This is a genomic window from Comamonas jiangduensis, from assembly GCF_030162955.1.
Lineage (GTDB): Bacteria > Pseudomonadota > Gammaproteobacteria > Burkholderiales > Burkholderiaceae_C > Comamonas > Comamonas jiangduensis.
In genome coordinates, this window is record NZ_JARXOV010000002.1 from 13,794 (window position 1) to 35,644 (window position 21,851).

The window sequence follows — 21,851 nt, forward strand, 5'->3', positions numbered from 1 at the left end:
GCATCATACGACCCATGCCACTGACTATTCACCGTGCCCGACTGCGCGCGCGCCAATTGCGACAAACCTTGCAGTCTTTCCCCTGGCGCAACACCTTGCACACGCTCAAAGCCCGTTTCAGTGAAGACCAGCTGGGCTTGACGGCCAGCAGCCTGACCTTCACCACGCTTTTGGCGCTGGTGCCATTTTTTACCGTACTGCTGGCGGTGTTTACGGCGTTTCCCAGTTTTGGGCGTTTGCAAGCCACCCTGCAGCGCTGGCTGGTGGACAGCCTGATTCCGGTGGAGATTGCTGAGCAGGTGATGGACTACCTGATGCAGTTCACCAGCAAGGCGAGTCAGCTCGGGATTGTGGGTCTGGCCTTTTTGCTGCTGACGGTGGTGAGTCTGATATTGACCATGGACAAGACGCTGAACCACATCTGGCGCGTGCAGCGTATGCGCCCGCTGGGGCAGCGCCTGCTGATTTATTGGGGCGTGCTGACCTTCGGCCCCTTGCTCATGGGCCTGAGCATTGCCACCACGTCGTACGTGCTGTCGGCCTCGCGCGGGCTGGTGGCGGTGCTGCCGGAGAGCGTGCAGATGGGCTTTAATTCGCTGGAATTTTTGCTGCTGTCTGCCGCCATGGCGGCGCTCTACCACTTTGTGCCCAACACGCCCGTCAAGTGGCGCCATGCGTGGGCAGGGGGGCTGTTTGTGGCGGCGGGCATGGCCGTGGCCAAAACGGTGCTGGGCTTGTACCTGTCGACCGTGCCCACGTATTCCGCCATTTATGGCACGTTTGCCACGCTGCCCATCTTGCTGATCTGGATTTACACCTGCTGGGTGATTTTCTTGCTGGGTGCCGTGGTGGCTGCGTATGTGCCCAGCCTGCTGGCTGGCACCAGCCGTGATTTGCGCCAGCCGGGCTGGAAGCTGGAGCTGGCGCTGGAGACCCTTGCCGTGCTGGAGCCGGTGCGCGCCCAGGCACAGCGTGGCCTGCCTGCCATGGCCCTGGCCAAGCGGCTGCGGGTTGACCGGCTACAGCTGGAGCCTGCCTTGAGCGCCCTGACTGCCATTCGCTGGGTGGGCGCCATGCCGGATACGGGCACCGCCTATCTGGAAGAGGGTGAGCCGCGCTACGTGCTGCTGGCAGACCCCGATACCACCCAACTGGCGGTGCTGGTGGAGCATATGCTGCTAACGCACACCCCCAGCACCGACGCGCTGTGGCGCAGCGCAGGCTGGACGCAGACTTTGCTGCGCGATGCCCTGCCACCGGTCGACAGCGTGGGTGACGGCACTGCTGGGGACGGGGCCGCCAAACCGTCGCAACCCTCGTAAGCACCCGCAGCTGCAGCACTGCACCATAAGTATTTGAAGGGGTTAGCCCTTGCTGGGCAAGCGCTAAGTGCTTCATTTTTTGAGATGGCGGGCTAGGTGGTGCATCTGCACGCCAAGCCACTCTCGCGCCTCGCATGTGCTGGCCCAGGGGCGGCGCGCTCCCTGGTTGCAGACCTGTGAGAGCACCGTATGCCTCCATGGTGTGGAGTGCCGCCGCAGCGCGCCAACTGGCGCCGGGCAAAACAAAGCCCCGGTGCTTGCGCGGCCGGGGCTGGTGGCTCCACCTAGACTTGGTGCGAACCGAATACCCACTATGTCGGCAGCCTTCGGGAAAACTTAAGCTTTGAAATTTTCAGTGCCTGCTACAGAGGAATACGGCCGCTGCACATTTGTGCGTACATCTTCCAATCGCCCATAAAGCTGTAGAGCGGGCGTTGAAAACTGGCGGGCTTGTTGTGCTCAAAACCAAAATGTCCTATCCATGCGAAGGCATAGCCCAGCAACACCCCCAGCGCCACCCACCACGGCTGGCGCAGCACGATCGCCAGTGCCAAGCACACCAAGCTCAGGCTGCTGCCGACAAAGTGCAGCCGACGGCAGGTGCGGTTGCTGTGCTCGCTGAGGTAGAAGGGGTAAAACGCTGCAAAGCTGGTGAACGCTTTGGCATCGATGTTGCTGGCGTTGGTGCTGTCAGCCATGGTGGCCTCCGGGGGGCTGCTGGGATAGCAAGGCTTATAGAGGCTGGGCGGGATGTTGTCCCGCGGCAGTGCAACAAGCACCATACCCTTCTGCCCCCACGCCCTGCAGCGTAGGGCGTTAGGGTGGGGTTGAAAGGCAGCTAGCCGTTGAGAAAACCATGCACCGCAAACAGCGTGGCGTCGGGCGACTCCGTCATCTGGTTGTGGCCGTTGGGAATCATCTGCACCTTCACCTGTTTGCCCGCTGCCTTGGCAGCTTCAATCAGGCCCTTGGCCGCCTTGGGGGGCGTCATCTGGTCTTGTTCGCCCAGCACAAACAGCACTGGCGCGGTGATCTGCGCCATGGCGGCTTCACCGCCGCGATAGCTGTCACAGGCGGTAAAACCGGTGTGCAGCAAGTTGGTGTCGGTATTGCTGGCCAGCACACGGCGGCCCAAGGCCATGCCCGCACCAAACACCCAGCTGCCCGCGCCATTCGGTGGGGCAAGTGTGGCGCGCGAGAAGGTGTTGACCAGTTGGATGGCTTGCTCGGGCGTGTGCAGGGCCGACTCCAGCAGCGCGGGCGAGACCTTCATCGGAAAAGCCGTGCCCACCAGCACCAGATGGCTGATGCGGTCTTGCAAGTTGGCGGCTGCCTCCATGGCAATCAGGCTGCCCCAGCTGTGGCCGATGAGGGCAGCTTTTTCCAAACCTGCCGCATCCATGAGCTGGCCGATGAAGGTGGCCGCCGCTTCCACGCTCTGCGGAGCAGTGCCTTGGCTGCGGCAGTGGCCGGGCAGGTCAATGGCCAGCACGTTCCAGCCGTGGTTGGCCAGATAGCGGCTTTGCAGTGCCCACACGCTGTGGTCGCACAGCACGCCGTGAATCAGGATGGCGGTGGGCTTGGCGGCATCGAAAGCCTTGCCACCGGTGTAGGCGTAGATGTTGTCGTTGTTGACTTTGAAAAACATAGCTGTCTCCGCAATATAGATAAGCGCTAGCGGCTGTTTTTGTTATGAATGCATCAGGCTGCTTTCTCTGCAGCTTTGAGCGCGCGCTTGAGGTCGTCGATCAGGTCGTCAGCGTCTTCCAGACCAATCGACAGGCGGATCGTGCCCTGGCCGATGCCGGCTTGCGCCAGTGCCTCATCACTCATGCGGAAGTGCGTGGTGCTGGCGGGGTGAATCACCAGCGAGCGGCAGTCGCCCACGTTGGCCAGGTGGCTGAACACCTTCAGCGTTTCAATGAACTTCTTGCCCTGGTTGCGGTTGCCGGCAATGTCAAAGCTGAACACCGAGCCCGCGCCGCGTGGCAACAGCTTGTTTGCCAGGGCGTGGGAAGGGTGCGACTCCAGCATGGGGTGGCCCACGCGGCTGACCAGCGGGTGGCTGGCGAGGAACTGCACCACCTTTTCGGTGTTGCGCATGTGGCGTTCCATGCGCAGGGGCAGGGTTTCAATGCCTTGCAAGATCAGCCAGGCGCTGTGCGGACTCAGGCAGGCGCCAAAGTCGCGCAGCCCTTCGCGGCGCGCGCGAAGCAAGAACGCGCCGGTGGTGCTTTCTTCGGTGAACACCATGTTGTGAAAGCCGTCGTAGGGCTCGGTCAACTCGGGGAATTTGCCCGACTTGTCCCAGTCAAAGCTGCCGCCATCAACGACGATGCCGCCAATCACCGTGCCGTGGCCCGACAGGAACTTGGTGGCTGAGTGGTAGACGATGTCCGCGCCATGCTCGAACGGCTTGATCAGCCAGGGCGAGGTGAGGGTGGAGTCCACCAGCAGCGGCACACCTGCTTCGTGCGCAATCGCCGACACGGTGGGAATGTCCAGCACATCCAGGCCGGGGTTGCCCACGGTTTCACCAAAGAACAACTTGGTGTTGGGGCGCACGGCGGCTTTCCAGCCATCGATGTCGCCGGGTTTGACGAAGGTGGTCTCAATGCCAAAGCGGCGCAGCGTGTAGTGCAGCAGGTTCTGGCTGCCACCATACAGCGCCGTGCTGGCGACGATGTGGCTGCCTGCGCCCATCAGCGTGGCAATCGACAGGTGCAGGGCCGCCTGGCCGCTGGCTACGGCAATCGCGCCCACGCCGCCTTCCAGGGCGGACACGCGCTGCTCCAGCACCGCATTGGTGGGGTTGGAGATGCGGCTGTAGACGTGGCCGGGTCGCTCCAGATTGAACAGGCTGGCGGCGTGGTCGCTGCTCTCAAAGACGAACGAGGTCGTCAGGTGAATGGGCGTGGCGCGCGCGCCGGTGGCGGGGTCGGGCTGTGCGCCTGCGTGCAGGCTCAGGGTGTCAAAGCCGGGGTCAGAGTAGCCGGGCATCGGGAGTCTCCATGGTTTTTATCGCGAACAGGGGCGATGCTGGCACAGATGCGCGGGGCGGTCAGCACCGTCGGTGACGCGCAGAGCGCAGCAATGCTCTTTTTACAGGAGCGTTGGACGCTCATTGCAGGCTGCTTTTAAATGCAAAATCATCAAAAAGTGTTGATCTGAAAGCGTCAGCAGCTATGTTTTGTATAGTTCTATGCAAAATTTCTCGCTTGTCGCAGACAAACGTCTTCGTGCTTGCGATGTGGGCTATATTGCGCAAAACACTGCTGCGCTGGGATGCAGCAGTCGTAGCTTGGAGATACACGGAATGAAAGTGAGCGACATCCTGCTCCTCAAGGGCAACAGTTTGTATGTGGCGCAGGCCGACGATGCCTTGGCTGACGCGGTGACGCTGATGGCCGAAAAGGACGTGGGCTCGCTGGTGGTGCTGGAGCATGGCGATGTGGTGGGCATGCTCACCTTCCGCGAAGTGATTCAGGCCATTGCCAAAAATGGCGGCAGTCTGGGCACGGTGCGTGTGCGCTCGGTCATGGACGATGCGCCGCTGACCTGCACCTCTGAAACCGAACTCGACGAGGTGCGCCGCATGATTTTGGACCACCACGCGCGCTATATGCCGGTGATGGACAGCCGCCAGCTCACCGGCGTGGTCAGTCTGTACGACGTGGCCAAGGCCGTGGTGGACAGCCAGAACTTTGAAAATAAACTGCTCAAGGCCTATATCCGCGACTGGCCCGAGTCCGAAAGTAGCACGCCGTCTGAAAACTGAGTGCGCCGTGTGTGCTGTAAAAAAGGCTTCCACTAGGAAGCCTTTTTTGTGGGGCGCAGGTGCCTGGAAGCTGCCTGCAGCTTGCTTGGCCGCTCAGGCGGGCTGGGTGATGGCCTGTTTTTGCATCCACTGCGCTATTTCACGGCCCGGCATGGGTTTGGCGAAGTGGTAGCCCTGCAAGATGGGGCAGCCTTGCTCGCTCAGCCACTGGGCTTGGGCGAGCGTTTCCACCCCTTCGGCGACCACGGTCATCCCTAGACTTTGGGCAATATTGAGTACCGAGCGGGTAAGGGCGCTGGCTGCCGCGCTGGTGCAGACGTCTTGCACAAAGCTTTTGTCGAGCTTGAGTTCGGAAATGGGCAGGCGGTGCAGGTAGCTCAGGCTGGAGTAGCCGGTGCCAAAGTCGTCCATGGACAGGCGGATGCCCATTTCGTTCAAGGCCTTGAGGTTGTCCAGCGTGGCCGGGCTGCTGTCGAGCATCACGCTTTCGGTGATCTCCAGCATCAGGTCATGGCAGCCCAGGCCGTGTTGGTGCAAGGTGGCTTGCACGTGCTGGGCAAATGCGGGGTCGTGGAAATTGTTGGTGGACAAATTCACCGCGATGTGCGGAATCCTTAAGCCTTGCGTGCGCCAAGAGGCCAACTGGGCACAGGCTGCGTTGATCAGCCATGTGGTGAGTTGGTGGATCAGGCCTGCGTCTTCCGCCACTGCAATAAAGCGCGGCGGGGCCACCCAGCCCCATTCCGGGTGGTGCCAGCGCGACAGTGCCTCCACGCCATACAGCTGCTCGGGCGCATGGCTGGTGTGGCTGAACACCTGGGGCTGAAAGTGCAACTGCAGCACGCCTTCTGCCAAAGCTTTGCGCAACTCTCGCTCCATCTTGGCGCGCTCTTGGCTGACTTGGCCCATCTCCGGCTGGTAAATCTCCCACAACTGGCAGCCCTGGCTTTTGGCGGCATACATGGCCTGGTCGGCGCGGCGCAGCAGGGTTTCAATGTCGGTGCCGTCTTCGGGGTAGCTGCACACGCCAATGCAGGCATTGGGAATGGTCATGACCCCGTTGATGCTGAAAGGCTCGGCAATCGCATCCAGCATGCGCTGGGCCAGTTCGGGAATTTGTGCAGTGCTGTATCCCGGCATGAGAACGGCGAACTCGTCGCTGGACAGGCGGCCCACCACATCCTCGGGGCGCGTGCAATTGCCCAGACGCAGCGCAATCTCCCGCAGCAACGCATCGCCCGCTGAGTGTCCCAAGCTGTCATTCCACAGCTTGAAGCGATCCAGATCCAAAAAGAACAGCAAACCCGTGTGGCCGCGCATGCTGTGCAGCGCTTGCTCTGCGCACTCATTGAACATGGTGCGGTTGGGTAAATGGGTCAGGGTGTCGTAGTAAGCCAGTTGGCGGATGCGGTGCTTGTTGGCATCGCGCTCCATGGCAATCGCACACAAATGCAGACAGGCCAAAACCAGCTGGCGGTGCAATTTGTTGGGCGTGCGCTCGCTGTCGAAGTACAGCGCCAGCGTGCCCACCACCTGGCCCACGGGGTTTTTGATGGGGCTGGACCAGCAGGCAAGCAGCCCGGCTTGCACAAACAGGGGTGCAGCACCGCACCAGTTCGGGTCTTGGGCAATGTCGTGCGCGATGACTTCGTTGCCCGTGAACGCCGCAACGCCGCAGGCACCCACCTCTGCACCCATGCGCACACCGCGCATCAACTCCACGATGTGGGCGGGCATGCTGGGGGCCGCCAGCGGATGCATGATGCCGTCGGCATCTACCGCCATGACGCTCACGCGGACACGGTGGGCAATGGCTTCCAAGGCCACGCACATGTCCTGGAGTAACTCCGGCAGGGGCTTTTCCATGACCACGTCTTCCAGCATTTGCCGCTGCAAAGCTTCAAAACGCTTGGTAAAACCGATGTCGGTAAACACCAGGACTTCAGCCGTGGCCCCCTCTGTAGGGAATGGATGGCGGTTGAGCGTGTTGACGGTGGCGGCCATCCACACTTGCGAGCCATCAAGGCGTTGCACTTGTAGCTCTCCGTGGTATGCCCCGCTGAGCATGAGCTGCTCGCGGATATGTGCAGCCAGATCGGGCCATGCCTGAATCAGGGTTTCCAGCGGGCGCTTGCCTTGGAGATCTTCTAGGCGATAACCCAGCAGGCGTGTTAACCCTTCGTTGATGTGGATGACATTCAAATCGTCATCCGTAATGATCCACGCGCTATCGCTGCTGTGCAGCGCTTGCAACCAGTCCGGAATTGGTTGGGCCGGCGTCAAGTGTGTCATCAAGCGGCTTTCTTGAAAATTTTTCGCAAATAGTAACAAGCCGTCAGAAGCCCGCCAAGGTGTTCAAGCATCGCGCGGGCATAATCTTGCGCATTATGAGCGGCAATACCTTCGGAACCATTTTCACCGTCACCAATTTTGGTGAATCCCACGGCCCTGCGATTGGCTGCGTTATTGATGGCTGCCCCCCTGGCTTGCCGCTGACTGCCGCGGATATTCAGCACGATCTGGACCGCCGTCGTCCCGGCACCAGCCGCCATGTCACGCAGCGCCAAGAGCCGGATCAGGTGGAAATTCTGTCGGGTGTGTACGAAGGTGTGACGACTGGCACCCCCATCGGGCTGCTGATTCGCAATACCGATCAGCGCAGCAAAGACTACGCCAACATTGCGCAAAGCTTTCGCCCCGGGCACGCAGACTATGCGTACTGGCACAAATACGGCGTGCGTGACCCACGCGGTGGCGGCCGCTCTTCCGCACGACTGACGGCGCCCACGGTGGCTGCGGGTGCGGTGGCCAAGAAATGGCTCAAAGAAAAATTTGGCACCCAGTTTCGCGCCTGCATGACGCAGCTGGGGGAGCTGCCCATCGCTTTTGAAGACTGGGCGCATGTGCCGCACAACCCCTTCTTTGCCCCGGTGGCCGATGTGCAACAGCTGGAAGATTACATGGACGCGCTGCGCAAGGCCGGTGACAGCTGCGGTGCGCGCATTCGCGTACAAGCCACGGGCATGCCGGTGGGCCTGGGCCAGCCGCTGTATGACAAGCTGGATGCCGACGTTGCCTACGCCATGATGGGCTTGAACGCCGTCAAGGGGGTGGAAATTGGTGCAGGCTTTGCCAGCGTGGCGCAGCGCGGCACGGTGCATGGGGACTCGATGAGCCCCGAGGGCTTTCGCAGCAACAATGCGGGCGGCATTGTGGGCGGCATCAGCACGGGCCAAGACCTGGAAGTGTCGATTGCCATCAAGCCCACCAGCTCCATCCTGAGCCCGCGAGAGTCGATTGATGTACACGGTGCCAGCACCGAGGTGATTACCAAAGGCCGCCATGACCCTTGCGTAGGCATCCGTGCCGCGCCGATCGCCGAGGCCTTGCTGGCGCTGGTGGTGATGGACCATACCTTGCGCCACCGCGCGCAGTGCGGCGATGTGCGCCAGGACGTGGCACCCATTCCTGCCTCAGCTGCATAAAAAAGAGCTGCTAGCGCACGTAGATGGTGGATCTCGGATAGAAAATCATCTGAACTCTATGCATAACAAGCGCAAGCAGCTACTGTTTTAAAAGCTACCGAGAAAAAAAGACCGCCTAGGCGGTCTTTTTAGCTGTGGCGGTGCTGGTGGGGGGCGGCTCAGGTACGCACCTCGTCCACCAAGTGTTTGAAGTCATCAATGTCTTCAAAGCTGCGGTAGACGCTGGCGTAACGGATGTAGGCCACTTTATCGAGCTTGCGTAGCTCGTGCATCACCAGCTCACCAATGCGGCTGGAGGGCACTTCCCGCACGCCAGCGGTCAGCAACTGCTCTTCTACGTGTTCAATCGCGTTGTCCACTTCGGCCGAGGCCACGGGCCGCTTGCGCAATGCCAGCGCAAACGAGGCTTGCAGCTTGTCATGGCTGAAGTCAATGCGCCGTCCGTCTTTCTTGACCACCGTGGGAAAGCTCACATCCGGGCGTTCGTAGGTGGTAAAGCGCTTGGCACACGCCAAGCACTGTCTGCGACGGCGGATAAAAGCCCCTTCTTCGGCCACGCGGGTTTCCACAACCTGGGTGTCCGTGTGGCTGCAAAAGGGGCACTTCATGCGCAGTAAAAATTACTTGTAGACAGGGAAGCGGGCCGTCAGCTTGGCCACTTCTTCGCGCACGCGGGCTAAGGTGGCTTCGTCGTTGGGGTTGTCCAGCACGTCAGCCACCAGGTTGGCGGTGATGCGGGCTTCTTCTTCCTTGAAGCCGCGGGTGGTCATGGCTGGTGTGCCCACGCGAATGCCGCTGGTCACAAATGGCTTCTCGGGGTCGTTCGGAATGGCATTCTTGTTGATGGTGATGTGCGCAGCACCCAAAGCAGCTTCCGCAGCCTTGCCGGTGATGCCCTTGGCACGCAGGTCCACCAGCATGACGTGGCTTTCAGTGCGGCCCGACACGATGCGCAGACCACGCTCGGTCAGCGTATCAGCCACCACCTTGGCGTTCTTCACGACTTGCTCTTGGTAAGCCTTGAATTCGGGGGACTGGGCTTCCTTGAACGCCACGGCCTTGCCCGCAATCACGTGCATCAAAGGGCCGCCTTGCAGGCCGGGGAAGATGGCGCTGTTCAGCGCCTTTTCGTGCTCGGCCTTCATCAAGATCACGCCGCCACGGGGGCCGCGCAGGCTCTTGTGGGTGGTGGTGGTGACCACGTCGGCGAAAGGCACAGGGTTGGGGTACACGCCCGCAGCGATCAGGCCGGCGTAGTGGGCCATGTCCACCCACAAAATGGCGCCCACTTCCTTGGCGATCTTGGCAAAGCGTTCGAAGTCGATGCGCAGGGCGTAGGCCGATGCACCAGCGATGATGATACGGGGCTTGTGCTCACGGGCCAGTGCCTCCATCTGCTCGTAGTCGATGGATTCATCGGCGTTCAGACCATAGGAGATGGCGTTGAACCACTTGCCGGACATGTTCAGTGCCATGCCGTGGGTCAGGTGACCGCCTTCGGCCAGGCTCATGCCCAAAATAGTGTCGCCTGGCTTGGCAAACGCCATCAGCACGGCCTGGTTGGCTTGCGAGCCGGAGTTGGGCTGCACGTTGGCCGCTTCGGCGCCGAAGATGGCCTTGATGCGGTCAATGGCCAGCTGTTCCACCACGTCTACGTGTTCGCAGCCGCCATAGTAGCGCTTGCCGGGGTAGCCTTCGGCGTACTTGTTGGTCAGCTGCGAGCCCTGGGCTTCCATCACGGCCGGCGAGCAGTAGTTTTCGCTGGCGATCAGCTCAATGTGCTCTTGCTGGCGGTGGTTTTCAGCCTGGATGGCGGCAAAAACTTCGGGGTCGACGATCTCGACAGTATTGGTGCGTTGGAACATGGTTTGGCAGTCCTGTGAACTTGTATTCCCTTGAAGACAAGGGCTGCCCAGGCGAACGGCTGAAACGCCCGATCTGTCTGGGCGGTACGCTCCCCGGTGGTTGGCGCGGGGCTGAAAAGCCCTTTGCAGCGATTCCACGTCAGTGCAGCGCCGAAAGTATTCATTCGGTGGCACCTATCGCCAGTTGCGTACCCCGCAAGTGTAGCCGAGCAAGCAATGCCTAGAAACAACGAAGCGCAAGCACCGCATGGCTGTTGGGCCATTGCAAGTGCTTGCGCTTGGTGGCGCAAAGCTCAACCGCGTTAGAGGTTGGAGTTCAGAGCAATGTGTTCGTTGTCTTGCACATTGCTGGCAGCCACCGCTTCGGTTGCTGCATCATCCTTCATGGGGGTCACCATACGCTTGGCCACCAAGGTCGGTTTGATCTGGGTCGTCGGCGTGCTGCTGCCTGCAACTTGGCGCAGGCGGCGGTGCTCGGCCAGGACCTTGGCAGCATAGCCACCGTCGGTCTGCAAGTTGGCCGCGCCCACGTAGTATTTCAATGCGCCTTCCACGGAGCCTGTGATCTGAATGTATTCCTTGAGGATGGCCGCACCCACGCGCAGATTGCTGATGGGGTCAAACGCAGCATGGTTGCCCCCGAAGTTGTCGTACTTGTCGGTGTGCACGCGTGTCATCACCTGCATCAAGCCTTGCGCCCCCACGGTGCTTTGTGCAAAGGGGTTGAAGCGGGACTCAATGGCCATCACGGCCAAGATCAGGGTCGGGTCGATCTTTTGCTGGGCACCTTGTTCATAGGCTTCCGCAACGATGGCCGCAATAGGCTCTGCAGCCACTTTGTACTTCTTGCTGATCCAGTAGGCGACAGCCGACTGGTCTTTGGGAAGCTCTTTGGGGTTGGAGGCCGTTGCGCGCTCAATCGCTTCGGGCTCAGGGGTCAAGCCCACATCAGCCACATAGCGGTCTTGCAACCAAGTGCGCAGTTGTACCTCACCTTGCGCGCGCAAATCAGGGTGCGCGAACAAAGCAACGGCAGCAAATGCAACGATCAAACCGATCAATGCAAAGCTGTTGTGGGTTATTTCGAGAAAACCCTCGGTGATATCTGCCGCAATGGTGCGCACAGAAGTCACCCAGTTTCCTGGCTTAGACATGGCGTTTCCTTTCTTGAGGCTGGGGAGGTGTGGCCGTACGAGGTCATGCCTGCAAACCAGCCTGAGATCCGATAGCTACTGTTTCATGCGCTTACTCAGCGCCTAGAGGGCATGAACATCCCCGGTGGGGATTGAAGTAACAACGTTAGACAATCTTGCGATTTGTGAAGTGGGCGGATTCTAAATTTCGTCTAAATTACCAGTCAACACTTAAGGTTGAAATTTTTATTACTTTTATATCTTAATGATCTGTGTTTACATCCATGACGAATGCGGTAACTACCTGTAAACCCTCGGTTTGTGGTGTTTGTCAATGCTTTCTTTGCTATCAAACTGGGTGTTGGTTTGTTGAATTTTTAAATTATTTAATTAAGTTAATAGTTCAAAACTTGGATGGACGGATGCAGCAGATGGGTGGTGCTGCATTCCATACTGAAAACAGTGTCAATTTTTCTCAAGCAGTGAGCGCTAGCGCCTTAAGGCGCGTTAAGGTGCCAAGAGGTAATGACCTTCATACGGAGTATGGATAACAAGATGGCGCAGACAAAACAAGCAGGGCGGGGTGCAGCACTAGGGCGCAAACTGACAGTGGCCGCAGCTGCGGTGCTGGTGGTGTGGGGCGGGTTGTGGCTGGCATTACCGGGGGTGATTGCGCAGCAGTTGCAAGCCCAAGCGACAGAGGCGCTGGGGCGTGCAGTGACGGTGCGCAGCGTGGAGGTGGCGCCATGGTCGCTGGCGCTGACGGTCAATGGCCTTGAGGTTGCAGGTGCAGCGGGGCCAGCGCCAGCGCCAGCGTTGTCGGTAGAGCGCGTTTACATCAACGCTTCATTGAGCAGCTTGTGGCGCTGGGCGCCTGTGCTCGATGCCCTGGAGCTGGATCAGCCGGTGGTGCGCGTGCGCCAAGATGCGCAAGGTCAGTGGGATTTTGCAGATGTACTGGCCAAGCTGCAGCGCAACCCAGAGCCTCCGCAGCCTCAGGCGCAAGGGCTGGCGCGCTTGGCGCTGTACAACATTCAGGTTCGGGATGGCCGGGTGGAGCTGGACGACCAACTGGTGGGGGTGCAGCACAAAATTGAAGCTTTGCAGCTGCAGCTGCCGTTTATCAGTACGCTGCCTTCGCAGCGCGAAGTGAAAGTGCAACCGCAACTGTCCATGCGCTTGAATGGCAGCGAGATTGCCTCGCAAGCGGTGGCAACGCCCTTTGATGCGGCCCACACCACCCAGGCGAAGCTGGTGATTCAGCAGTTTGACCTTGCGCCTTATGCCCCCTATCTGCCAGCGAGTTTGCCCGTGCGCTTGCAGCAAGGGGTGGTGGATGCGCAGGTACTGATAGCGTTTGAGCAGAACCAGCAGCCGACGCTGCAACTGCAAGGCAGCACGCTGCAGCTGTCGGATTTGAAGCTCAACGATACGGCTGGGCAGGCGTTGGCGGGCTGGAACAAGCTCTCTATAGAAGTGGGTGATACACGGCCTTTGCAACAGCAGGTGCGGCTGGCGTCAGCCACTTTGCAGCAGCCATTCGGATATCTCCACCGCCGTGCAGATGGGGGCTTCCTTCCTGCGCCTGTGGCGGTCAAAGATGGTGTCCAAGAAGCAGTGGCCACTGCGCCTTCTGCGGTTGCTGCAGATAAATCAGAAAACATAGCTGCCAAGGCAGAGTGGAAGCTGGCTATCGACCGATTTAATGTTGAATCTGGATGGGCGAACTGGCGGGATGATGTGGGGCAGGTCGGCGCTGCCTTGCGCGTCGATCAGTTCACACTGCATGCGCAAAATTTGGCATGGCCTATGGATGGCGGCGCGCGCTGGCAGCTTGCTGCGCAGTTGCAAGGTGAAGACCGTGCCGCACGTGGCATGGTGCACAGCCGTGGTCAGGGTGGTGTGGAAAGTGGGCAGGCATCGGTTGTGGTCGATAAGTTCGATGCGCAAGCAGTGCACGCTTATGCCCGGCAGTGGCTCCAATTGCCGATAGAGGGATTGGCATCGCTGTCGGCAGGTGTGGCCTGGCAAGGTGGGCGTGTGCATGCTGTGGTGCCTTCGCTGGCTATTGAGTCGGTGGCGCTGGGGCGTGCTGCATCGCCTGAGGTGGCCTGGACTGGCTTGCAACTGCGCAATCTCGTGCTAGATACAACCCAGCAGCAAGTCAATGTGGAGCACATCGCCCTGGAGGCACCGACCGCTCGCGTGCAGCGCAATGCACAAGGGCACTGGATGTATGAGCAGTGGCTGCAGCCTGTGGTGGGTGCACCAGCCAAAGGCAAGGAAACGGTGGCAAGTCCAGCGGGCAAGCCATGGCAGGTGCTGGTGCAAAACCTGGAGTTGGCTGCCGGGCAGGTAGAGCTGACGGACGCATCGCAGGGGGGAATGCCACTGGCCATCAAGCTGTCGGATGTGCAGCTGCGTATGCAAAACGTGGACAGCGTAAAAGGTACAGCCCAGACCAAGTTGTCAGCGCGTTTGGCAGAGCGTACGCGCCGAGGTGGCTGGGGTAAGCCGGGTACTTTGTCCTATGAGGGCGATTTGCAGCTCGACCCGCTGGTGACCAAAGGGCGGGTGCATGTGAATGCGTTGCCGCTACAGGCTTTTGAGCCGTATATGGCCCCGCATTTGAATGTGCGCTTGGTGCGGGCGCTGGCCAGTTTTGATGGCACGGTGCAATATGCCCAGCGCCCCAAGGGGCCGCAGATGCAACTGCAAGGGCAGGGGCGCATCAGTGATGTGCATGTGCAAACGCTTTGGGGGGATGAGCAAGCCGCACAGGCGGTACAGGGCCAGAATGCATCGCCAGCGATGGGGGTAGAAGACCTGCTGCGTTGGAAGCAATTGCGTTTGCAAGGCGTGCAGGTCGCCATGCAGCCTGCACAAGCTCCACATATTCAAGTGCGTAGCACGGAACTGGAAGATTTTTATGCCCGGGTTGTGGTGCTGCCCGAGGGGCGTTTGAATTTGCAAAACCTGCTGAAAAACGCGGCGAATGCAGAGGAGGCCGGTGCTGGCGCCACTGCGGCCGTTGCGCCAGCAGAAGGTGCTCAGGGGGTAGCGGTGGGTGCCTCAGCAGCAGCGCCTGCCGCTACAGAACCTTCAGCACGCGTGGACATGGGGCCAATTGCGCTGCGGGGTGGGGTGATCAAGTTTTCGGACTATTTCATCCGCCCGAACTACAGCGCCGATTTGACGGCTTTGAATGGCAGTTTGGAGGCATTTTCATCCCAGTCAGCGGTGGCTGGTGAGCAGCCTGCGTTGGCCAAGCTGACACTGGCCGGTGTGGCGCAAGGTACGGCACAGCTTGATATCGATGGAGCCATCAATCCGCTGGCCCAGCCCTTGGCTTTGGATGTGCGCGCCCAGATCAAGGGCCTGGATTTGCCGCCTCTGACTCCCTACTCTATTAAGTATGTGGGGCATGGCATTGAAAAAGGCAAGCTCAGCATGGATGTGCGCTACCAGGTGCAACCAGATGGGCAGCTCACGGCAACCAACCAGTTGGTGCTCAATCAATTGACTTTTAGCGATCCTGTGGAAGGTGCGCCAGCATCTTTGCCTGTGCGCTTGGCTGTAGCGCTTTTGGCCGACAGCAATGGGGTCATCGATTTGAACTTGCCGATTAGCGGTTCGTTGAATGACCCGCAGTTCCGCATCGCTCCGGTGGTGTTCAAAATCATCGGCAATATCATCCGCAAAGCGGTGACGGCGCCATTCAGCCTGTTGACAGGGGCTTTCGCCTCTGCCGATGACAAGAGCGACATCACCTTTGAGCCAGGTTATGCACGCTTGGATGCGCAAGCCCAAGAAAATTTACAAAAACTGGCCAAAGCGCTGCTAAGCAAGCCACAACTGAAACTGACCTTGGTGGGACAGGCCGATAGCGCAACAGAAGCGCAGGGATGGAAGCAGGCCCAATTGGAGCAACTGTTGAGCGGCGGTGTCGGCGATAAGGATGAGGAAGAGGCACCGGTGCGTACGGAAAAGCAAAAGCTGGCTGCCCTCAAGCAGGTTTATCGCAACACCGTCAAAGAGCGTCCGCGCAATGTGCTGGGCTTGGCCAAGGAGTTGCCCGCGGAGCAGATGCGGGCGCTGATTCTGCAAGATATGGTGGTACCGGCTTCTGCGTGGCAAGATCTGGCCGCAGAACGTGCTCGCAACGTACGTGACTATTTGCTGGCCCAAGGGGTGGAGGCGGAGCGTGTTTTCCTGGGAAGTTCTGGCGGCAAGGCGCAAAACCCGGTAACTCCTGCAGTGTTATTGAACATTTCTGTCCAGTGATACTTTAGGTCTTTGCAAATAGCGGCGAAAATACGCCCCAGTCCGTGCGTGTACTTCGTTCAGAGGTGGCACGCCATTGCACCAAGCCCTTCATGCCTTTGGAATGAAGGGCTGTTTTCCTATTTCATGACTCCTAATTTATTCGCAGCAAAATGTCCGACGCACCTGAAATGAACCCGTCCCCAGCCAAGCACACTGAGGCTCATCCGCTGGATGCTCTGACTGGTGGTGCATTTTCGGCCGCCACATCGGGCGATCGTGCTGCTTGCATTCGCGAGTGGTTGGCCAAGCAGCCTTCTGAAGAGCATTTGCAAGAAGTGTTTAAGGAGCTGAGCGTGCGCGACAAGAGCGTAGCGCGCTTGGTGCGTGAACGCATGGATGACCTGCGCCGCGCCAAAGACCAAGAAGTGATTGCCGTGGAGTGGGCGCAAAAGGCCAATGATCTGCTGTCGGCATCGACACTGAATGTGGCAGAAGCGGTGGCATGGCAGCGTGATGCGGCCAAAGCAGGTGCGCCTTTGTCGCGCGAGCCTTTGTCTGCCTTGAAGCAGCAATTGGTGGAGCGTGTCAAAACCATTGAAGACTTGCAGCACCGCGTCCAAGTGCAGCGTGAAGCCGCTGTATTGCTGGCTCAGCGCATTGAGGTGCTGTCCACCAAGCCTTGGCGCGATGCGCAAGCGGCCCAAGAGGGTTTGCGCAGCGATGTAGCCCACTGGCAGGAGCAAGCGGTCGCGTTGACCAATGACGCCAGCTGGAACAGCGTAGATGGCCGTTTCCCCCCGCTGCTCGACGCTTCGCGTGCGCAGTTGTTGGTGGTGTGGGAAGCCTACCAATCCGCTCTGGCCTTGACCCAAGCGGCGGCTGCGGATGAGCAAGCAGCGCTGCCCCCAGTGCCTGTGTGGGCCGATGAAATTCGCGTCGCACGTGGCTTGCCTTCGGAGTTGGCCGTTGCCGCACCAGTCAAGGCTGTTGTGAAAGTGGATGGCGCACACAAGCAGCAAGCCGCTGTTCAAGCGTTAACGCCTGCGCTGAAAGTGCTGGCTGCAGCGCCGGAAGGCAAAAAAGGCCAAGCCATTCAAGCATTGCGTGCTGTGCTCAAGCAGCATGGCCGTTGGCTGGATGATGCAACTGCTCAGCAGGTGCATGAGCAGTTGCTGGCGGCCGGAGATGCGCAGGGCTGGCAGCCTCAAAGTGTTGATCGTTTGCGTGAAGAGTTGCTCGCCAAGGCGGAGGCACTGGTCAACCGACCTGAAGGACAGGCTTTGGGCGGGCGCAAACTGCAAGATTCGCTGCGCCAACTGCGTGAGCAATGGAAGCTGGCAGACCAAGGTGCTGCGCCCAACCATACGTTGTGGAAAAAGTTTGATGAAGCGTGCAATCTTGCATACAAGCAAGTGGAGGCATGGCTAGAGCGTGTGCGCGCCGAGTCTTCGCAGCACAAAGCCTCGCGTTTGGCTTTGATTGAAGAGGTTAGGGCTTGGGCGGCAGCGCATGCTGACACGCAGGACTTGAAGGGCGTTTCGCGTGCTTTGCGTCAGTTCTCCGAGCGCTGGCGCGATAGCGGGCATGTGGGTGAAAAAGTGTTTGCGGAACTGCAAACGGCGTGGAAGCAGGCCATCACTTTGGCAGAAGCGCCTTTGCATGCCGCGCAAAAAGCCAGCTTGGATCGCCGTCACGCCATGATTGCGGAAGCGCAGGCGTTGGCTGATGCGCCGGTGCTGCGCATTGATGCAGTCAAGGCATTGCAGCAACGCTGGCAGGCGGAGGCGCAGGCCGTGCCTTTGGATCGCAAGCATGAACAAAAGCTGTGGGATGCTTTCCGCAAGCCTTTGGATGAGGCATTCAATCGCAAGGGGGTTGAGCGTGGCCGCGCGGCCCCTTCGTTGGAAAATTTGTCCGAGCATGACCGTGTGGTGCTGGAGGCTTCCAAAGCCTTGCAGGCAGCGAATGCATCGGGCGATGTGCAGCAGATTCGCACAGCCATGGCGGCCTTGGAAGATGCAGTGCGAAATCAGCCGCTAGAGCAGGCTGCTAGTGCGTCTGCAGCTCCTGTTCAAGAAGCGGCGGCTGCGGAGGCGCCTAAGCTGGACAAGCCTGTGGTCGCGGTGCGTGGTGATGATCGCCCGGGTGCAAAGAAAGAGGTGGCTGCGCCTGCTGCGCGTGATACACGTCCCGCGCGTGAGCGCAAAGATGCGCGCCCTGTGCGTGCAGAGCGTGCACCTCGCTTGGGGGATGTGGCGTTTCGCGCGCAACGCGATGCGCTGGAGAGTGCGCAGTTTGCCCTGCGTAAACTGGCAGCCCAAGCGCATGGAGAGGCGTTGAGCAAGCTGGTGGAAGCATGGAGCAAGCGCGATGCGCAGGTGCTGCCTTCTGCTCAGGAGTTGGGTGGGAAAGTGACCGCTCAGGTGCGCAATGCTTGGGCGCAAGCCGTGGCAGCGCCCGTCGCCGCAGCGGACGCGGCAGAAGCATTGCTGCGCCTGGAAATCGCATCGGACAGTGCAACGCCTGCCGAGCACATGGCGGCGCGCCGTATGTTGCAGCTGCAATTGTTGACACGCCGTAATGCCGCAGCTCCCAGCGAGACATGGGGACAGGATGCGGCTGCGGTTCTGGCATCGGCCCACAGCGATGTGCAAGCGCGTCGATTGCAAAACGTGCTCAAGACTTTGCTGCGTAAGTAAATCGCACTGCACGGCTGCTTGTGTGGCCTGCAGGGCGGAAGAACTAAAAGCCAGCGCTTTCGGGTGCTGGCTTTTTTTATGTCGAATGCAGGAGGGATGTTGAAGATGCTTGGGTGAAAAGGCCCAGCCAACAAAAAAGCCGTTGTATGTACATACAATGGCTTGCTGTGTTTGGTGCCCAGGAGAGGACTCGAACCTCCACGGAATTACCCGCTAGTACCTGAAACTAGTGCGTCTACCAATTCCGCCACCTGGGCAAAGCTAGTTGTGTTTTGATGAGTGAGGTAGCACTCGACAAGCTATCTTTGTCGGCATACAAACAAATATGCCTATCTAAATTTTGGTGCCCAGGAGAGGACTCGAACCTCCACGGAGTTACCCGCTAGTACCTGAAACTAGTGCGTCTACCAATTCCGCCACCTGGGCAAAAGACAAATTGTTTTTAGATAAGTGAGGTAGCACTCAACAATTTGCTTTTGTTGATGCGTGCTGAACAAAGCATGCATCGCAAATTTTGGTGCCCAGGAGAGGACTCGAACCTCCACGGAGTTACCCGCTAGTACCTGAAACTAGTGCGTCTACCAATTCCGCCACCTGGGCTGATATTTACTGAAGACACCAAGGTCTTTCAATAAATTTCATATTTCGCTGAAAAGAGAAGTTTACTTCTAAACAAAACGTTCATTTGGTAATTTATGAACTTTTTGTTTTCCAACACTGCAAGCAGTTGTCGTTAAACTTGGTGCCCAGGAGAGGACTCGAACCTCCACGGAGTTACCCGCTAGTACCTGAAACTAGTGCGTCTACCAATTCCGCCACCTGGGCTTTTCAGGAAAGATTTAGATTGTATAGCAAAAAAATGGACCCTCGCACCAACCCACGCACTTCGCCAAAAGAGATTGAAGGGATTGTGCAGGGGCATCGAGACGGGCACGGTTTTGTCATTCGTGATGATGGCGATGCCGATATTTTCATTCCAGCCAACGAAATGCGTGCGGTGCTCCACAAGGATCATGTGCGCGTCAACATCGTGCGGCAAGACCGGCGCGGCCGCCCCGAAGGGCATATTGTTGAGATTGTCGATCGCCCCACCAAAACCTTGATTGGCCGTTTGCTGCAAGAAAGCGGTGTGTGGCTGGTGGCGCCTGAAGACAAGCGCTATGGTCAAGATGTGCTGGTGCCGCAGGGCGCGACAGGCGATGCCAAAACAGGCCAAGTGGTGGTGGTGGAACTGACAGAGGCGCCGGCCCTGTTTGGTCAGCCCGTGGGGCGCATTGTGGAAGTGCTGGGGGAGATGGATGACCCTGGCATGGAAATTGAAATTGCCGTGCGCAAATACGGCGTGCCGCATATTTTCTCTGAAGCCTGTTTGGCAGCAGCCAAGGCCTTGCCTGACAAAGTCGTGGCCAAGGATCGCAAAGGACGGGTGGATTTGCGCGATGTGCCGTTGTGCACCATCGATGGCGAAGATGCGCGCGACTTTGACGATGCGGTGTACTGCGAACCTGCCAAGGTGGGACGTGGCAAAGGGTGGCGATTGTTGGTGGCGATTGCGGACGTGAGCCACTATGTGCAAAACGGCAACGCTATCGATATCGATGCCTACGAGCGCGCTACCAGCGTGTATTTCCCGCGCCGCGTGATTCCGATGCTGCCGGAGAAACTCTCCAACGGTTTGTGCTCCTTGAACCCCGATGTAGATCGTTTGTGCATGGTGTGCGACATGCTGGTGACGGCCAAGGGGGAGGTGCATGCCTACCAGTTTTACCCCGGTGTCATGCACAGCCATGCGCGCTTCACTTATACGGAAGTCGCGGCTATTTTGTCGAACACGCGCGGGCCTGAAGCCAGCCAGCGCAAGGAGCGTGTGCCTGATTTGTTGAATTTGCACGGCGTCTTCCGAGCGCTGCTGCAATCGCGTCAGCAGCGTGGGGCGGTGGACTTTGACACCGTAGAGACGCAAATCGTGTGCGATGAAAACGGGCGCATTGAAAAAATTGTGCCGCGCACGCGCAATGATGCGCACCGGCTGATTGAAGAGTGCATGCTGGCGGCCAATGTGTGCGCTGCAGACTTTATTGAGCAAAACGGCCGCACTGCACTCTTCCGTGTGCACGACAAGCCTTCGGCAGAGAAAATTGATTTGCTGCGTGGCTATCTCAAGGCCACGGGGGTCAATATGTCGGTGAGCGACTCTCCCAATCCGGCGGAGTTTCAGGCGATCGCCGATGCCACCAAGGATCGGCCAGACGCGCCACAAATTCACACCATGTTGCTGCGCACCATGATGCAGGCCATGTACATGCCAGACAACGGCGGGCATTTTGGTTTGGCATTTGATGCGTACACGCACTTCACCAGTCCGATTCGCCGTTACCCCGACTTGCTGGTGCACCGCGTCATCAAATCTATTTTGATGGATGCGAAGTACAAGCTGCCCCAGCTGCCAACGCCCGGTGAGGCGCAAGAGAAGCTGGCCAAGCGCTTGGTGGGCCGGGTGGCAGAGCCGCCAGTGAGCCCACGCAGCAAATTGCAGCAGGCAGAGCTGCAGGCCTGGGAAGCAGCGGGCCTGCACTGCAGTGCCAATGAACGACGGGCAGACGAAGCCAGCCGTGACGTAGAGGCTTGGCTCAAGTGCAAATACATGCGCGACTTCCTGGGTGAGGAGTTTGCGGGCACGGTCACTGCGGTCACCAGCTTCGGCATTTTTGTCACGCTGGATGCGATGTATGTGGAAGGCTTGGTGCACATCACGGAGCTGGGTGGCGACTACTTCAAGTTTGATGAGCAGCGCCAGGAGTTGCGTGGGGAGCGCTCTGGCGTGCGCTACACGATTGGCACGCGTTTGCAGGTGCAGGTGGGGCGCGTTGATCTGGATGGACGCAAGATTGACTTTCGCATCGTGCAAGATGAGGCGGATGCTGCACAACCGCGTGCGGCTGCCGGTCGCTCTGGGCGCCAGCGCGGCACGGATTCCCGCCGTGAGCGTCGTGAGGCGCAGGCGCCCTCTTCCTCCGTTTATGCAGAGCCTGCGCCGCGCGCACGTGCGCAAGAAGACAGGTCAAGCAGAAGGCGCGATGCTGACAAGTCGGTGAAGGCTGTAGGCGCTGCAGCGTGGGTAGATCCTGCTGCCGCAGCATTTGGCGCAGTGCGCGGCCAAAAAACGGGTGCCAGCGGCCAGGGCGCCAAGGCGGCAGGCAAGACTGCAAAAAAGCGCCGCTAAGGCGTTCAAGGTGCCTAGCCTCACATAAAGAGAGCTGCTAGCGCTGATGTTGAGTGCATTTCAGATGGTTTTCTATCTGA

The 21,851-nt window shown here is 59.2% G+C and carries 13 protein-coding genes, 4 tRNA genes and 1 riboswitch; of the genes, 6 read left to right on the top strand and 11 right to left on the bottom strand.

Going from position 1 to position 21,851, the window contains the following annotated elements; translation table 11 throughout:
• The first annotated feature begins 14 nt into the window (after window positions 1-14).
• On the top strand, window positions 15-1,322 hold the full coding sequence (locus QEP12_RS01540; RefSeq protein WP_284213160.1) for a YihY family inner membrane protein: 1,308 nt from the start codon (window positions 15-17) through the stop codon (window positions 1,320-1,322).
• A gap of 362 nt (window positions 1,323-1,684) precedes the next feature.
• Here the strand turns inward: QEP12_RS01540 and QEP12_RS01545 are convergent, their stop codons facing one another.
• From QEP12_RS01545 to QEP12_RS01555, 3 genes are all read right to left on the bottom strand, one after another.
• Complete coding sequence (locus QEP12_RS01545) at window positions 1,685-2,020, bottom strand: Mpo1-like protein (protein ID WP_174862623.1); 336 nt, start codon at window positions 2,018-2,020, stop codon at window positions 1,685-1,687.
• A 140-nt stretch (window positions 2,021-2,160) separates the two neighbouring features.
• The gene (locus QEP12_RS01550) at window positions 2,161-2,970 is read right to left on the bottom strand and encodes an alpha/beta fold hydrolase (RefSeq protein ID WP_284213161.1); all 810 of its coding nucleotides are present in this window, start codon (window positions 2,968-2,970) and stop codon (window positions 2,161-2,163) included.
• A gap of 53 nt (window positions 2,971-3,023) precedes the next feature.
• A complete protein-coding gene (locus QEP12_RS01555) occupies window positions 3,024-4,322 on the bottom strand; it encodes an O-acetylhomoserine aminocarboxypropyltransferase (RefSeq protein WP_284213162.1) in 1,299 nt (432 codons plus the stop codon).
• A 316-nt stretch (window positions 4,323-4,638) separates the two neighbouring features.
• Here QEP12_RS01555 and QEP12_RS01560 point away from each other — a divergent pair, with 316 nt between their 5' ends.
• Window positions 4,639-5,100, top strand: a complete 462-nt coding sequence (locus QEP12_RS01560) for a CBS domain-containing protein (RefSeq protein ID WP_219162307.1) — start codon at window positions 4,639-4,641, stop codon at window positions 5,098-5,100.
• Between the two features lie 93 nt (window positions 5,101-5,193).
• Here QEP12_RS01560 and QEP12_RS01565 read toward each other — a convergent pair whose 3' ends face one another.
• Window positions 5,194-7,392 (bottom strand): sensor domain-containing protein, encoded by a 2,199-nt coding sequence (locus QEP12_RS01565; protein WP_284213163.1) that lies wholly within the window; start codon window positions 7,390-7,392, stop codon window positions 5,194-5,196.
• Between the two features lie 95 nt (window positions 7,393-7,487).
• Between QEP12_RS01565 and aroC the strand changes: the two genes are divergently transcribed.
• Complete coding sequence (gene aroC, locus QEP12_RS01570; protein WP_284213164.1) at window positions 7,488-8,585, top strand: chorismate synthase; 1,098 nt, start codon at window positions 7,488-7,490, stop codon at window positions 8,583-8,585.
• Window positions 8,586-8,743: 158 nt separating this feature from the next.
• Here aroC and nrdR read toward each other — a convergent pair whose 3' ends face one another.
• The 3 genes from nrdR to QEP12_RS01585 form a co-directional block, all read right to left on the bottom strand.
• Entirely contained in the window at window positions 8,744-9,193 is a 450-nt protein-coding gene (gene nrdR / locus QEP12_RS01575; RefSeq protein WP_219162304.1) for a transcriptional regulator NrdR, read from the bottom strand.
• A gap of 12 nt (window positions 9,194-9,205) precedes the next feature.
• Window positions 9,206-10,450, bottom strand: coding sequence for a serine hydroxymethyltransferase (gene glyA / locus QEP12_RS01580; RefSeq protein ID WP_284213165.1), 1,245 nt, complete (start codon window positions 10,448-10,450; stop codon window positions 9,206-9,208).
• Window positions 10,451-10,488: 38 nt separating this feature from the next.
• Window positions 10,489-10,648: riboswitch (ZMP/ZTP riboswitch) on the bottom strand.
• A 104-nt stretch (window positions 10,649-10,752) separates the two neighbouring features.
• Window positions 10,753-11,604 (bottom strand): lytic transglycosylase domain-containing protein, encoded by an 852-nt coding sequence (locus tag QEP12_RS01585; RefSeq protein ID WP_174862753.1) that lies wholly within the window; start codon window positions 11,602-11,604, stop codon window positions 10,753-10,755.
• Window positions 11,605-12,138: 534 nt separating this feature from the next.
• On the opposite strand from QEP12_RS01585, the gene QEP12_RS01590 reads away from it, so the two are divergent.
• Complete coding sequence (locus QEP12_RS01590; RefSeq protein ID WP_284213166.1) at window positions 12,139-15,867, top strand: DUF748 domain-containing protein; 3,729 nt, start codon at window positions 12,139-12,141, stop codon at window positions 15,865-15,867.
• A 152-nt stretch (window positions 15,868-16,019) separates the two neighbouring features.
• Window positions 16,020-18,548 carry a DUF349 domain-containing protein gene (locus QEP12_RS01595; RefSeq protein WP_284213167.1) on the top strand — a complete coding sequence of 843 codons (2,529 nt, stop codon included), beginning with the start codon at window positions 16,020-16,022 and terminating at the stop codon, window positions 18,546-18,548.
• Window positions 18,549-18,720: 172 nt separating this feature from the next.
• On the opposite strand, the gene QEP12_RS01600 is transcribed toward QEP12_RS01595, so the two are convergent.
• From QEP12_RS01600 to QEP12_RS01615, 4 genes are all read right to left on the bottom strand, one after another.
• Window positions 18,721-18,805, bottom strand: a tRNA-Leu gene (locus tag QEP12_RS01600).
• Window positions 18,806-18,889: 84 nt separating this feature from the next.
• Window positions 18,890-18,974: transfer RNA gene (locus tag QEP12_RS01605), tRNA-Leu, on the bottom strand.
• Between the two features lie 89 nt (window positions 18,975-19,063).
• Window positions 19,064-19,148 (bottom strand) — tRNA-Leu (locus QEP12_RS01610).
• Window positions 19,149-19,288: 140 nt separating this feature from the next.
• Window positions 19,289-19,373: transfer RNA gene (locus tag QEP12_RS01615), tRNA-Leu, on the bottom strand.
• 34 nt (window positions 19,374-19,407) lie between these two features.
• Here QEP12_RS01615 and rnr point away from each other — a divergent pair.
• Entirely contained in the window at window positions 19,408-21,771 is a 2,364-nt protein-coding gene (gene rnr, locus QEP12_RS01620; RefSeq protein WP_284213168.1) for a ribonuclease R, read from the top strand.
• Window positions 21,772-21,851 lie beyond the last annotated feature (80 nt).

Coding starts and splice junctions, on each gene's coding strand:
- rnr (WP_284213168.1), top strand. CDS start 19,408: ATGGACCCTCGCACCAACCCACGCACTTCGCCAAAAGAGATTGAAGGG.
- QEP12_RS01585 (WP_174862753.1), bottom strand. CDS start 11,604: ATGTCTAAGCCAGGAAACTGGGTGACTTCTGTGCGCACCATTGCGGCA.
- QEP12_RS01590 (WP_284213166.1), top strand. CDS start 12,139: ATGGCGCAGACAAAACAAGCAGGGCGGGGTGCAGCACTAGGGCGCAAA.
- QEP12_RS01550 (WP_284213161.1), bottom strand. CDS start 2,970: ATGTTTTTCAAAGTCAACAACGACAACATCTACGCCTACACCGGTGGC.
- QEP12_RS01560 (WP_219162307.1), top strand. CDS start 4,639: ATGAAAGTGAGCGACATCCTGCTCCTCAAGGGCAACAGTTTGTATGTG.
- QEP12_RS01540 (WP_284213160.1), top strand. CDS start 15: ATGCCACTGACTATTCACCGTGCCCGACTGCGCGCGCGCCAATTGCGA.
- nrdR (WP_219162304.1), bottom strand. CDS start 9,193: ATGAAGTGCCCCTTTTGCAGCCACACGGACACCCAGGTTGTGGAAACC.
- glyA (WP_284213165.1), bottom strand. CDS start 10,450: ATGTTCCAACGCACCAATACTGTCGAGATCGTCGACCCCGAAGTTTTT.
- QEP12_RS01555 (WP_284213162.1), bottom strand. CDS start 4,322: ATGCCCGGCTACTCTGACCCCGGCTTTGACACCCTGAGCCTGCACGCA.
- QEP12_RS01565 (WP_284213163.1), bottom strand. CDS start 7,392: ATGACACACTTGACGCCGGCCCAACCAATTCCGGACTGGTTGCAAGCG.
- aroC (WP_284213164.1), top strand. CDS start 7,488: ATGAGCGGCAATACCTTCGGAACCATTTTCACCGTCACCAATTTTGGT.
- QEP12_RS01545 (WP_174862623.1), bottom strand. CDS start 2,020: ATGGCTGACAGCACCAACGCCAGCAACATCGATGCCAAAGCGTTCACC.
- QEP12_RS01595 (WP_284213167.1), top strand. CDS start 16,020: ATGTCCGACGCACCTGAAATGAACCCGTCCCCAGCCAAGCACACTGAG.